The organism is Achromobacter mucicolens (assembly GCF_902859725.1).
Lineage (GTDB): Bacteria > Pseudomonadota > Gammaproteobacteria > Burkholderiales > Burkholderiaceae_B > Achromobacter > Achromobacter mucicolens.
On record NZ_CADIJP010000003.1, the window covers coordinates 305,186 to 318,507 of the forward strand.

The 13,322-nt window shown below is 66.9% G+C and carries 12 protein-coding genes; 6 read left to right on the forward strand and 6 right to left on the reverse strand.

Annotation, left to right across the window (positions count from 1 at the left end; all coding sequences use genetic code 11):
- Positions 1-17: 17 nt before the first annotated feature.
- Positions 18-1,652, reverse strand: coding sequence for a thiamine pyrophosphate-binding protein (locus HV786_RS05020; protein ID WP_175210180.1), 1,635 nt, complete (start codon positions 1,650-1,652; stop codon positions 18-20).
- 314 nt (positions 1,653-1,966) lie between these two features.
- Between HV786_RS05020 and HV786_RS05025 the strand changes: the two genes are divergently transcribed.
- The 4 genes from HV786_RS05025 to HV786_RS05040 all read left to right on the forward strand — a co-directional run bounded on the left by HV786_RS05025 (position 1,967) and on the right by HV786_RS05040 (position 6,913).
- Positions 1,967-2,794, forward strand: a complete 828-nt coding sequence (locus HV786_RS05025) for a prephenate dehydratase (protein WP_252870439.1) — start codon at positions 1,967-1,969, stop codon at positions 2,792-2,794.
- A 106-nt stretch (positions 2,795-2,900) separates the two neighbouring features.
- A complete protein-coding gene (locus HV786_RS05030; RefSeq protein WP_128830226.1) occupies positions 2,901-3,410 on the forward strand; it encodes a sigma-70 family RNA polymerase sigma factor in 510 nt (169 codons plus the stop codon).
- The gene (locus HV786_RS05035) at positions 3,407-4,357 is read left to right on the forward strand and encodes a FecR domain-containing protein (protein WP_175210181.1); all 951 of its coding nucleotides are present in this window, start codon (positions 3,407-3,409) and stop codon (positions 4,355-4,357) included. The genes HV786_RS05030 and HV786_RS05035 overlap by 4 nt, the downstream gene beginning before the upstream one ends.
- A gap of 171 nt (positions 4,358-4,528) precedes the next feature.
- On the forward strand, positions 4,529-6,913 hold the full coding sequence (locus HV786_RS05040) for a TonB-dependent siderophore receptor (RefSeq protein WP_175210182.1): 2,385 nt from the start codon (positions 4,529-4,531) through the stop codon (positions 6,911-6,913).
- Position 6,914: 1 nt separating this feature from the next.
- Here HV786_RS05040 and HV786_RS05045 read toward each other — a convergent pair whose 3' ends face one another.
- From HV786_RS05045 to HV786_RS05065, 5 genes are read right to left on the reverse strand one after another with little or no spacing between them, the layout of a single operon-like run.
- Complete coding sequence (locus HV786_RS05045) at positions 6,915-7,574, reverse strand: tetratricopeptide repeat protein (protein ID WP_128828921.1); 660 nt, start codon at positions 7,572-7,574, stop codon at positions 6,915-6,917.
- Between the two features lie 2 nt (positions 7,575-7,576).
- On the reverse strand, positions 7,577-8,386 hold the full coding sequence (locus HV786_RS05050; RefSeq protein ID WP_128828922.1) for an SDR family oxidoreductase: 810 nt from the start codon (positions 8,384-8,386) through the stop codon (positions 7,577-7,579).
- Positions 8,383-9,054 (reverse strand): iron-containing redox enzyme family protein, encoded by a 672-nt coding sequence (locus tag HV786_RS05055; protein WP_128828923.1) that lies wholly within the window; start codon positions 9,052-9,054, stop codon positions 8,383-8,385. The genes HV786_RS05050 and HV786_RS05055 overlap by 4 nt, the downstream gene beginning before the upstream one ends.
- Positions 9,051-10,544: an AMP-binding protein gene (locus tag HV786_RS05060; protein WP_128828924.1), complete on the reverse strand. Its 1,494-nt coding sequence runs from the start codon at positions 10,542-10,544 to the stop codon at positions 9,051-9,053. The genes HV786_RS05055 and HV786_RS05060 overlap by 4 nt, the downstream gene beginning before the upstream one ends.
- Positions 10,541-11,167 (reverse strand): thermostable hemolysin, encoded by a 627-nt coding sequence (locus tag HV786_RS05065; RefSeq protein WP_175210183.1) that lies wholly within the window; start codon positions 11,165-11,167, stop codon positions 10,541-10,543. The genes HV786_RS05060 and HV786_RS05065 overlap by 4 nt, the downstream gene beginning before the upstream one ends.
- Before the next feature lie 127 nt (positions 11,168-11,294).
- Between HV786_RS05065 and HV786_RS05070 the strand changes: the two genes are divergently transcribed.
- Complete coding sequence (locus tag HV786_RS05070; protein WP_062839814.1) at positions 11,295-11,966, forward strand: response regulator; 672 nt, start codon at positions 11,295-11,297, stop codon at positions 11,964-11,966.
- Positions 11,963-13,321, forward strand: coding sequence for an ATP-binding protein (locus tag HV786_RS05075; RefSeq protein ID WP_128828925.1), 1,359 nt, complete (start codon positions 11,963-11,965; stop codon positions 13,319-13,321). The genes HV786_RS05070 and HV786_RS05075 overlap by 4 nt, the downstream gene beginning before the upstream one ends.
- Position 13,322 lies beyond the last annotated feature (1 nt).

Consider the following 13,322-nt stretch of genomic DNA (forward strand, 5'->3'; position numbering starts at 1 on the left):
CGCTCGATGCCTTGAGCTCAATGACCGGTCGTGGACTGCATTGATGCTGCGTGGAAAACCGGCGCGGCCTCGCCCGCGAGGGACACGTTGATGCAGGCTGGCAGGCCGCTGGCGGCGGCCTGGCGCAAGGCGGTGGCCAGGCCCGCGGCGTCGTGCGCCGCAAACCCCGCGCCGCCCAGCGCCGAGGCGACGTCGTGGTAGCGCGCCGTCGGAGAAAGATCGCACCCGATCAGCCGCTGCGGGCCGTAGGTGCGCATTTGAATCAGGTGTTCGGCGTTCCAGCGCAAGTCGTTGCCGATCACCGCCACGATCGCCGCGCCTTCGCGCACCGCCGTGTCCAGCTCCATCAGGTGGAACCCGGCGGTGCCGTCGCCCATCATGACGACCACCGTCGCCCCCGGCCGCGCGATCTTCGCGGCGATCGCATAACAGACTCCTGCGCCGATCGCCCCGGACATGCCATTGATGATGCGGACCGGCGCCTGGCAGAACGCCTGCGCCCATTGGCCGAACTCGCCGCCGTCGCAGATCAGGATCGGATCGGGCGCGGACGCCAGGAACGCCTGCACGGTCTCGCACAGCGCGCGCGGATCCAATGCGCCCTGCGTCGGTGCGGACGGCGTCTTCACCGTCCGGCTTTGCAGCGCTTCATCGACCTGGGCGCGCCACGCAAGGCGTTCGGCCGACGGTTGCGCCGCCGCCACCGCCGCCAGCGCCGCCGCCGGGTCGGCCTGCAATGCCAGGACCAGACGCGCGCCAAGCAGCCGGCCCGCGCGTTCCAGCATCGCGGGGTCCGGGTCGATGACCGCGACGCGGGCCTCTTGCCCAAGGGCGCCGGTGCTGCCGAATCCCAGCGTGAAGTCCAGGCACTTTCCCGCCAGCACGATCAGGTCGGCGCTTGGGATGATGCCGGCCAAGGCCCCCTGCGACGGATCTTTCAGCCCGCGGGGGCTTTCCATCGGGATGATGCGCAGCCCCAGCGCGGCTTCGGCTGCCGCGCGCGCGGAACGTGCTTGCGGACGCGCGCTCGCCGGCCCGGCCAGCACCAGCGGACGCTGAGCCGAATGCAACAGGTCAGCCAGTTGGTTCACGCCGGAAGCATCCAGCGCGGCAACCGCCTGAACGGCCGGCGCCTCGGGAAGGTCCGCCATGCCCGACTCGGCGGTCAGCAGGTCAAAGGGCAACGCCAGGTGGACGGGGCCGCGACGAGGCGCAAGCGCCTGCGAGATCGCCGCTTCAAGCGCAGGGCAAAGCTCTGCCGCGGACCGCGGGCGGACCGACAACTTGGTCAGCGGACGGGTGATGGAGACCTGGTCCAGTTCCTGGAACGCGCCAGAACCGTCTTCCGACACCGAGGAGTCGCCCGAGATGAGCAGCACCGGGCTTTCCGCCTGCGAGGCCGAATAAAGCGGCGCGAGTCCGTTGGTCAGGCCCGGCGCGGCAGTGATCAACGCCACGCCGAGTTCGCCGGTGATCTGCGACCACGCATCGGCCATGAAGACAGCGGCCGCTTCGTGCCGGACGTGGATGATGCGGATGCCTGCGTCGATACAGGCATCGTATAGCGGCATGATCTGGTTGCCGGAGAGGCTGAAAATGGTATTGACGCCCCGCCGACGCAGCGAGCGAATGATCAACTCAGAACCAAGCACGTTTGTCTCCCCCCGAGGTTGCGCTTGGCTGTGCCTTGCAACCTTTTATTGATCCGACATGTTTCTTTGACCCATTTGCGGCTCAGTGTATCGGGTAACAGCGGCGTTTAGGTTGATGTTTTTTGAACCAAGGATCACGCCCTCCGACGCGTGGCGGCCCGCCCTCACACGCTGAAAGCGGATCCCTCTATACAGATCGGCGCGCCTGGTGTTTCATACCGTTTTGGCGATCCATGACATTGCGCGGCCGTCGCGCGGCCCTTTTCGAAGGCGACACCATGGCAAAAAGACACCTTGGCGCGGCAATTGGCCTCATGACCTGGATGATGACGATGACCCCCAGTTTTGCCGGTTCCATTGGTTACCTGGGGCCCGCGGGCTCCTGGACCCATCAGGCGTGCCTGGACCTGTTCGGGCCCAACGAGCTTGTCCCGCTCACGCGCGACGAACTCTTTTCCGGCTACGCGTCGGGCAAGCTGGCCCAGGCGTGCGTCCCCGTGACGACGTCGGTCGTTGGTGTCACGCCCTATCTGGACGCGGTGCTGGATCTGCCCAATGCCGTGGTGGTGGGCGAATACCCCAAGATGCTGGGCTACAGCCTGCTGGCGCGTCCCGGCGCGACGCTGCAAGACATCAAGGAAGTGTTCGCCCACCCGGTGGCATTCGAGGAAGTGAAACCCTGGCTGGACCGGGAAATGCCCACGGTGAAGCGCACCGAGTCCGCAAGTGGCGGCGCTGCGGCCAAGACCGTCGCCGAAAGCGCCACCCTGGACAAGGCCTCGTTCGGTCCGAAGGTGGGCGCCAGCGTGTATTCGCTGAGCGCGCTGGTCGATGGGATCGAGGAAGGACCGCACAATGTGACGCGCTGGTGGGTGCTGGGCCGCGACCTGCCGGCGCCCACGGGACATGACAAGACCTCGCTGGTGCTCTCGACCGCGGACGACAAACTGAATGAAGCACTGCGCGCCCTCGTGCAGGCCAACGTTGCCGTGCTGACGATCTATGAGCGTCCCAGCAAAAAGACCCTGGACACGCATCGGTATGTCGTCGAGGTCGCGGGCCATGCCACGCAGGAACCCCTTGCCGGGCTTTTGAAGGCGCATCCCGAATTCCGGTTGCTGGGTTCCTATCCGCGCAAGTGAACGGCTGTTGATTACCCATGCGGTGTTGCGCGCGCGCCGCGCCCCGCCATCCGACAACTCTAATTAATAGTATTTCTTATTCGCATTCGGTAGACTGCTGGGCATCTTGCAATCTCCCGACTCCCTATCCCTCCCCGCAGTCGAGCAGCTTTATCGCCGTCACCATGGGTGGCTGCAAGGCTGGCTCCATCGCAAGCTGGGCGACAGCGGCGACGCGGCCGATCTGGCGCAGGACACGTTCGTTCGGCTGATGGCCGCGCGCCGTCCGCCCGTGCTGCGCGAAGAACCGCGCGCGCTGATCACGCATATTGCCAAGGGGCTGCTGGTTGACCATTGGCGCCGCCGCGCCGTGCAACAGGCCTACCTGGACGCCATCGCGCACCTGCCGGAGCCGCAGGTACCGTCTCCGGAAACGGGACTCATGATCGTGCAGACGCTGGTGGCGATCGACGCCATGCTGCAGCGCCTGCCCGCCGCGACGCGCGACATGTTCCTGCTGGCGCAACTGGACGGTCTGACGCTGCAAGAGATCTCCGAGCAGACCGGCAAGCCCGTGATCACGGTGCGGCGCCATCTGCGCAAGGCCCTCATGGCCTGCATGACGGTCGCCGCATGAGCGCGCCGGGCGATCTATTGCTGGAGGAAGCGGCCGACTGGGTCATCCGGCTGCGCTACGAGACCACCGACGCGGCCACGCGGCGGGCATTCGAGCGGTGGCTGGCGCAAGGCGAGGCCCACGTGCAGGCCTGGGCCCGCGCCGAGCAGGTGCTGGGCGTGTTCGAAGGCCTACCCGCCCCCATCGGACATCGCGTGCTGCGCGCCACCCGCAAGCGCCAGGGCCGCCGAACCGTGCTGCGCGCGGCGCTGGGGCTGGGCGTGCTCGCCCCGGCCGGCTGGATGGCGTGGCGCGAGGCGCCCGCCTGGCGCGCCGACCTGCGCACCGCGGCGGGCGAGCAACTGACACGTCTGCTCGACGATGGCACGCAGCTGGTGCTGAACAGCGGCAGCGCCGTCGACCTGCGCTACGGCGCCGGCGAACGCCGTCTGATCCTGGTGGCCGGGGAAGTGCTGGTGACGACCGGCCAGGAATCCCAGGCCGCGTACCGGCCCTTTGTGGTGCAAACCCCGCAAGGCGAGGTAGAGGCGCTGGGCACGCGCTTCTCGGTGCGTCTGACCCACGACCGCACCGAGGTCATGGTGTTCGAGCATGCGGTGCTGGCGCGCCCCGCCCGCAGCACGCCCCTGCGCATCGACGCCGGGCAACGCAGCAGCTTCACGCTTGGCCAGACCGGCGCGCTGGCGCCGGTGGACGACAGCGCGGCGCTCTGGGCGCAGGGAATGCTGGTCGTGCGCGACCAGCGCCTGGCCGACGTGGTGGCCGAGCTGGCGCGCCATCGCCCGGGCTTTCTGCGCTGCGCGCCCGAGGTCGCCGACCTGCGGGTCTCCGGCGCACTATCGCTTCGAGATACCGATGCAGCCCTGCAGGCGCTGTCCGAACGCCTGCCCATCACCGTGCAACGGGTCACCCGCTACTGGGTATCGGTCGGCCCCGCCGGCGCTTGAGCCGCCGCGCGGAAAAATATTTTGCGTCGAGGTGATCACTTTTTCGATGTCGTGCGGAGTAGGAAGTAAGACCGCATCAAGGGGATGCGGGCGCTTCTTGCTTGACGATGTAAGGATGAAAGAGTGATGGCACGTGTACGCGCAGCGCGGGACAGAGGATCCCGCAAGGCAATGATCTGGACGGCGCTCTGGTGCGCCGCCACCGCAAGCGCGGCGGCGGGCGCGCAATCCGCAGCCCCGGCTGGCACGGCGCCGTCCTCGCAGATGCGCTCCGTCGCGATTGGGGCGGGCCCGCTCGACAACGTGCTGGCGCGTTACGCCGCCGCAGCTGGCGTGCAGATCGTCTACGACCCCACCTGGCTCGCTGGCCGCCAAAGCCCCGGCATTTCGGGCGAGATGACCGTGCAGCAAGGGTTCGACCGCCTGCTCGCGGGCACCGGCTACCGCGCCCAGCCCAGCGCGGCCGGCACTTACTCCCTGCAGGCCGTCCAGCAAGGCGCGGTCACCCAACTGGCGCCCGTCACCGTAACCGGAACGGCAGAACGCGCCACCAGCGAAGGCACGAACTCGTACACCAGCAATGCGGTCACGCTGGGCAAGGGCGTGCAAACGCTCAAGGAGATCCCGCAGTCCGTGTCGGTCGTGACGCGCCAGCGGCTTGACGACCAGAACCTGAACAGCCTGTCTGACGCAATGCGCAACGTGACGGGCATCACGGTCGAAACGCTCTCCAGCGGCGGCAACATGTCCGGCTTCATCTCGCGCGGCTACACGCTCGATTCGATCCAGGTCGATGGCATGCGCGCCCCCGCCGGGGCAGGCAACCTGTCGGCGGGCTTTGACCTCGCCATTTACGATCGCATTGAAGTGCTGCGCGGGCCGTCCGGCCTATACCAAGGCACGGGCGAACCGGGCGGCAGCGTGAACCTGGTGCGCAAGCGCCCGCTGCAGGAATTCGCATTCGGCGCGCAAGCCAGTGTGGGGTCATGGGACTACTACCGGGCCGTGGCCGACCTGAGCACGCCATTCGATAGCGAAGGCAAGGTCCGCGGGCGCTTCATCGCGGCCTACGAGGATCGTGGCTCCTTCGTGGACCGGGTAAGCTCCGAGCGGCCCACGCTGTACGGAATCATCGAGGCCGATCTAACGCCAAGCACCACGCTGGCGGCCGGCCTCACGCATCAGCGCTCCCGCATCAAGCCCGCGTTCGGTCTGCCGGCGTATGCCGATGGCTCGCTGCTCGAAGTGCGCCGCGGCACCAATCTCAGCGCGGAATGGAACCGCATCGAAGAAGAATCCACCGAGATCTTTGCCGACCTCTCGCATCGCCTGGACGGCGGCGGCGCCGTGAACGCAAGCGTGTTTCATCGCGACACCGACACCCCGACGCGCCTGACCACCTGGCCCAACCGCGCCGTCGATCCGCTTACCGGCGACACCAACCTCATCGCCTGGTCGTACCGCAACCACTGGAAAACCACCGGCGCGGACGCCCACGTGAATCTGCCCTTTGAAGCCTTCGGCCGCGAACACAGCCTGCTCATGGGCGCCGACTACAGCTACACGCGCAAACAGTTCAACTACGGCGGCGGCACGATCTTCCCGACCAACGTGTACGACCCGGTCATCAACATGCCGCTGCCGGAGATGGAACAGGTCAACGGCAATGACGGGCGCACCCGCGAATTCGGCCTGTACACCCGCGCCAACATCCAGGCAACCGACCACCTGAAGGTCATCGCGGGCGCGCGCCTGTCCTGGTGGAAGAACGACGCGCGCAACGACAACCAGTACTTCGGCGACTTCAGCCAGACAACGACCCGCATCTCCGCGCGCACATCGCCCTACGCCGGGCTGGTGTACGAGCTGACGCCGCAGCTGTCCGCCTACGCAAGCTACACCAGCATCTTCCAGCCCCAAACCGAGATCGATGCGCAAGGCAACACGCTGTCGCCACGCGTGGGCCGCCAGATCGAAACCGGCCTGAAGGGCGCGTTCATGGACGGCGCGCTCAACGCGCATGCCGCGCTGTTCCAGATCGTGGACCGCAACCGCGCGATGAGCGACCTGAACAATCCCATGTACTCCGTCGCCGCGGGCAAGGTGCGCAGCCAGGGCTTCGAAACCGAGGTCAGCGGCTTGCTGCTGCCGAACTGGGACATCGTGGCCGGCTACGCCTACACGCAAACCAAATACCTGGAGGCGGCCCAAGCCCAGCAGGGACTGTCGTACAGCACCATCACCCCGCGCCACGCCATCAATCTCTGGACCCGCTACCGCTTCACGCAGCCGGCCCTGGAAGGTTTCAGCGTGGGCACTGGCGTGCGCTGGAACAGCGGCAACTATCTGCAAAGCGGCAACGTGCGTTGGGAACAGGGCAGCTACGCGCTCGTCTCGGCACAGATCGGCTACCGCTACAACCGGCACCTGGAAGGCACGCTCACGGTCGATAACCTGTTCGACCGCAAGTACTACGAAAAGCTGGGCGGCGCCTCTCGGCAAAACTACTATGGGCAACCGCGCAGCGTGATGCTGACCCTGCGCTATCAGTATTGATTCAGCGCGCTTCCTTCAGCAGCGTCCGGACTTCCTCCCGCCGGCCCTCGTCAGCCACTTCGCGGCCGGGCCGGGGCGGGGCTTTCAGCGCCTTTTCCAGGTACGGAATCGCTTCGGACTTGCGGTTCCGGTACACCAGGTAATCCGCGTAGAAGTAGTTCGGATCGATGCCGTCCGGGTTGATGGTCAACGCCTGCTGCAGCAAGGCCTCGGCGCGCTTGTTGTCGCCGAATCCCACTGGCCAGCCGGGCACCTTGTAATACAGCACGCCCAGGCTGTTCAGCGCGGACCCGTCCAGCGCCTTGCTGTCGATCTGGATGGCGGTTTCGTACTCGGCCTTGGCCTGTTTCGCCAAGCTGAGGGCGCCCATGCCGCCCTTGGCGCCGGCCCACGAGCTCAGGATGATGCCTTCCCAGATATGCGGTTCGGCTTTGTTGACGTAACGCTGCGTCAGGTCGTGGGCCTGCTTGGACAGTGCCTCGAAGCGCTTGGCGCGATCGTTGGGCGGGGTCTTGTATTGAATTTCCGCCCAGCCGTTTTGCAGCTCGCGGATACCCTGGTCCATTTCGGCAGGCGCCGCGAGGGTAATGGTGGAAAACAAGCACGCCACGCCCGCCAGCAAGCCGGCGGCCGCATTGCGCAGGCCGATATTCTGATTCATGACTAGGCTCCAGTAGGAAATTTCAACGACATCAAGGCGCGGCGATGCTTCGCAAACGCGCCGTCCAACCATTCAGGGCAAAGACCATTCAGCCGTGCCGCGACGGATTCGATTCCGCCCGCGAAGCGTTGGCGTGATTCGCTTTGCAGCATGCGCGATACCGCCTCCGCGATCTCTTCCGGGCTATCGCTGGCCGAATCGGCTTCTTTATTGAACGCCAGCACTTCGGGCGAGTTGAACGGCGTGTCGATGGCCCGGGGCGCGTAGTACTGCACCCGGACGGACGAGTCGGCCAGTTCACGGCGCAAGGCTTCGGAGTACATCCGAAGCGCGGCCTTGCTTGCCGCATAGGCCGAGAACCCCGGCACGCCCAGACTGCCCAGCGTCGATCCGATGTTCAGCACCTGTGCGCGCGGCTGCGCCAGCAACAGCGGCAGCATGCCGGCGGTCAGCATCATGGGCGCGACGACATTCGTGTCCATGAGCTGGCGCAGCGCTTCGGTCTGCATGGACTGCGCTGGCCCGAACGCGGCCAGCGCCGCATTGTTGATGAGCACGTTGGCATTGCGGGCGCTAGCGGCATCGATGACCGCGTTGCGGCCGGCGTCTGTGGTCACGTCCACCACCAGCGCGTCCACACGCGACCGGTCGCGCGCCCCGGCGCTCAGCGACTGCGCCAGCGCCAGCAAGGGCGCTTCGCTGCGGCCGACCAGCAGCAGGCTCGCGCCTTCGTCGAAGAGCCGGCGCGCAATCGCGCTTCCGAGGCCGCCAGCGGCGCCCGTCAACACGACGGAGGCATCGCGCGGGCTCATGCGACCTGTCCTTGCGAAGACGAGCGCGGCAGGGAACGGAAGATCGCCCCATACAGCCCGTAGAACATGTTGGCGGCATGGACCACGGCGGCGCGGTCGGCGTCATCGTCCAGACGGTTGACCAGATCGGCGAAATGCGCGGTGTGCTCCTGGTCCAGCGTGCCGTGGGACCGCAGATAGCTGAAGGCGCTTGGCGGCAGCGCCAGCGCGCGCTGGATCTGGTCGGCGGCGTTCAAGGCCAGCGTGACGCTGGTGCCCTCCAGCACGTGCACCATGCCGAAGAATCCCACCGGATTCTTGCGCGCGATGGTGTCGTAGGCGTAGGCCACCATGATTTCGGTGGCCGGCCCGGGTCCGGCGCGGCGAACCTCGTCCGCATCGTGTCCCAGCGCACGCAGGTCATTGAGGATCCAGGCATCGTGGCCGGTCTCCTCCTCGATGTATTCATCGATCGCGGGCAGCATCCATGCCAGGCGTGCCGGCATGCGCGCGCGGCACGCGTGCATCAGCGGCACGGTGTGGCTGACGTGGTGATAGGCCTCGCGCAGAAACGCCGCATAGGCGGGCCGCGCGACCTGGCCGCGCAGGCAATCCTGGATGATGGGCGTGGCCACCAGGGACTCCCGGGCCTCGCGCGTCTGATCAAGCAACTGTTCGAAAAAGGTCATGATGGGTCTACATCGATAGTTGAGCGGTAACCCGCGGAAAAGAGATCGGCATGCAATTCGGCGACGGCCTGCCGGCGCGGACGCCCATTCACCGTCGCCAGACCGCTGGTGGCAGAGAACTCGGCCCGCGCGCGCATCCAGGACCCGATGCGGGCATAGTCCGGCAGCCCCTGGTTGACCTGGTCGACGCACGCTTGAATGGCGCTATCGCTGGGATTGCCCAGCGGCCAGATCACGGCGCCCAGCGCTGCCTGCCCTTCGCCCAACACGACGCAGTGGGCAATGACGGGCTGGTTCGCCAAGCGCAACTCGACCCATTCGGGCGACACATTGCGTCCGTATCCGGTAATCAGCACATTCTTCTTTCGACCGCGGATATGCAGGAATCCGGCATCGTCGATGCGGCCCAGGTCGCCTGTCGGCAGCCATTTCGAAGGCATCGCGGGCTGCCCCAGATAGCCCAGCGCCAGCGCCCCGGCCACCTCAATTTCACCGTCGGCAGCGACGCGCACGCGCGCATGCGGCAAGGGGCGGCCCGCCGATCCGGGACAGTCCGCGCCGGGCAGGTTCAGGGTCTGCACCGAGCAGGCCTCCGACAGCCCGTAGCCTTCATAGGCGGGTATCCCCAGCGTGCGGGCGCTTTCCAGCAGGTCGCTTCCCACCGCCGCCCCGCCCACCGCGACGAAACGCAGCGTGCCGGGGCCTGCCAGGCCCGCCGCTCGCAGCCAGCCCACATAAGCGCGCAACATCTGCGGCAGCACGATGACGCTTTGCGCGCGGCCGGCCACGAGGGCCTGGTGAAACACGGCCGGATCGAAGCGCGACGATCCCTGGAGCCCGATGTCCTTCAACGGGTTGACGCAGATCGCCGCGCCCTCGATCAGGGGCGCGTAGACGCCCGCGATGTTCTCCAGCAGCACGGGCAGGGGCAGCGCCGTGAAATGGCGCGCAATGCCTAGCGGCTGCGTGGCGGCCGCCAGACCGCTCGCCACCGCGAGCATCTGGGCCGCGCCCAGGCACACGCCCTTCGGGCTGCCAGTCGACCCTGACGTAAAGGTGATCTTCGCCGTGCCAGCGGGCAACGGCACCTTGGCGAAAGCGCGCCGGAAAAGCGCCGAGGGGCCCTGCCCTTGCGCGGCGATCTCGAAACCGAAGGCCTGCAGCATGGGCTGCAGTGACGCAGGCCCTACGACGGCGTTCACGCCCGCGGCATCCAGGGTCTCGCGCCACTGGCCTGGCGTGAAGAACAGCGGCAGGGGCACGTGCACCACGCCCGCTTGAAGACAGGCCAGATCCAGCACGATCCACTCAAGACCGTTGTCCATCAGCGAGGCCACGACCGTCGCCCCGCGCGCCGCGAGGGCGTCGGCAAGCGTGTCCACGCGGGCGAGCAGCGCGGCGTAATCCGATCCCTCTGCCTGGGTCTGGACCGCAACGGCACGCGCGCGGGCGGGTTCCCTCAACAACGAGAAAAAACGGGACACGTTCATACGTCCAGCTCCGGAAGGCGGCCAAGAATGGCATTGAGCCGCCCTGCGAACACCGTCGGCGCATGCGCGTAGTAATTGCCCCAATCCTTGCGCTCGGCTTCGTTCAGGTGGTCCGAGGTCGCTGCCGAGATCGGCTGGTGCGCCAACCCCATCCGCCGGAACAGATGGTGCAGTTCGATGGTGAGCGTGCTGACCGCCCAATCAAAGCCCTCGGCGTGCAGATGCCTTGCCAGAAGCGGCACCAGCAATCGGCCGCCGCCGGGACGCACGGCGGCGAACTGCCCGGCTTCAACGATGAGACTGCGCGCAACAGGCGCGCCTTGATCGCGCAGGTATTGCTCGATGGGCGCGGACAGATAGCGCTCCAGAAAAAGCGGATCGCTCGCGCTGCGATAGCCCGCCGCCGCCAGGATCTCCCCGTCGCGCTGCACGCTGACCAGCGTGGGCAGCCACTCGGTCAGCCGGGCGCCGAAGCGCTGTTGATAACGTTGGTGAATGTAGGACTCGATCCGCGCGCGCATCGGATCCTCGAGGGGATGGACGTGCAGCGTTGCGGGCATGGCCCGAGGCCGCGCGGCCATCGCCGTCCAGGCGGACGGGGCGAAACATTTGTTGTGAGGCATGCGGTATTCCATGCTTAGGAACTGATTTTCCCGATACGATGGAGCGCAGCTTAGGCATGGAACCTTAATGAGAAATTAACCACCCGCGCGGTGTTAATCTCAGTCCTGCACGGCGAGAAGACGATAAATGAGAATTCTCATCATTGAAGACGACCCGCTCATTGGCGATGGTCTTAAATCCGGCTTACGGCTTCTGGGCTATGCCGTCGATTGGTTCTCCAGCAGCCGCGAAGGCGATCAGGCGATCAGCGTCGTGCATTACGACGCCGTGGTCCTCGATCTGGGCCTGCCCGGCGAAGACGGGGTATCCCTGCTGGGCCGCTGGCGCCGCGAAGGGCGCACCGTGCCGGTGGTCATCCTGACGGCGCGCGAAGCGGTCTCCAGCCGCATTGCGGGCCTGGATGCCGGCGCGGACGATTACCTCATCAAGCCCATCACCCTGGATGAACTGGCGGCTCGCCTGCGCGCGGTGACGCGGCGCGTGGCCGGCAAGCCCGAGCCCGTCTGGCGTCATGGCGATCTTGACTACCACCCAGCCCTGCATGAAGTGCACTGGAAGGGCCAGAAGGTGGACCTCACGACACGCGAAGCGCTGCTGCTGGAACTGTTCCTGACGCATCCGAATCGCGTGCTGACGCGCGACTTCATCCGCGACAAGCTCTACGACTGGGAAGCCGAACTCGAAAGCAATGCGCTGGAGGTGTTCGTGCATCATCTGCGCAAGAAGATCCACCCGAAGATCGTGCGCACCGTGCGGGGGTCGGGCTACGCGCTGGGCCAGGTGGAAGCCGACTCATGACTTTGCAACGACGCCTGATCATTGCCGTGCTGCTGGCGGCGCCAGTCGCCTGGCTCATCACCATCGCCGGCACGTACTGGCGCGCCGCCCACGAGATCAACGAGCTCTACGACACCGACATGGTGCGCCTGGCGCAGCAGACCATCGCCATATCCGCGCTGATCCCGCCTTCCGCCCAGACGCAGCCGGCGCGCGCCCAGTTGCCCGCGTCGGACAGCGCCGGCGATGCGGGTCTTGGCGATCTGTCGGTGGCCATATGGCGCGGGTCGCAGGCCCCCCTGGTGCTGGACCCCGAAGCCCTGCAGTTTCCTCGCAACGAAGACCGCGAAGGGTTTGCGGAAAGCATCGTCAACGGCGAACGCTGGCGCCTCTTTTACCTGGACGATTCCTCCGGCCAGACGCGGGTCGGCGTGGGACAGCGCATCGGAGAACGCGACGACCTCGTGATCGCCTACGTGGCGGGGCAGATCCTGCCGTGGCTGTTGGGCCTGCCGGTGCTGATCGCGCTGCTGATCTACGCGGTGCGCCAGGCGATGTCCCCCGTGCGCAGGCTGTCGTCCGAACTGGAACGGCGCAGCCCGGACGACGCCAAGCCCTTGCCGCTGTCCGGCGTGCCGGGCGAGCTCACGCCGCTGGTGACTTCCATGAATGGCCTGCTTGCGCGGGTCGGTACGCTGATCGAACAAGAGCGCCGGCTGACCGCGGATGCGGCGCACGAGCTGCGCACGCCGCTGGCTGCCGTGCGGGCGCAGTGGGATGTGATGCGGCGCACGCAAGACCCGCAGGCGCTGCAACAGGCGCAAACCAGCGTGACGCGCGGCATGGAGCGGCTGGACCGGCTGGTGTCGCAGCTGCTGACGATGGCGCGATTGGACAATGCCAATCACACGGACTTCGGCAGTGCTGTCGACTGGGGCAGCGTGGCCGAGCAGGCCGTCAGCGACTGCCTCTGGATCGCCAACCGGCGGGACGTGGACATCGCGGTGGAATGGCCCGAGCCGGGCGTGCTGCCGCTGCCCATGGCCGGCGATGCCGACGCGCTGGTCATCATGCTGAAAAACATCCTGGACAACGCCATCCGGTACGGCCCGCGCCATGGCCGCGTGCGTCTGGCATTCTCGCCCTCGCAAATATCGGTCGACGACCAAGGGCCGGGCGTTGCGCCCGAGGTGCTGCCGCGGCTGGGCGACAGGTTCCTTCGCGCCGCCGGCAACGAGGAAGCCGGCAGCGGCCTGGGCGTCTCCATCGCCCGCCGCATCGCCCATGCGCACGGCATGCGCATCGCCTTCGCCATGCGCGATGCGCAAAGCGACTTCGGCCCGGGCCTGCGGGTGACGATACGCCGCGGCGCGTAGC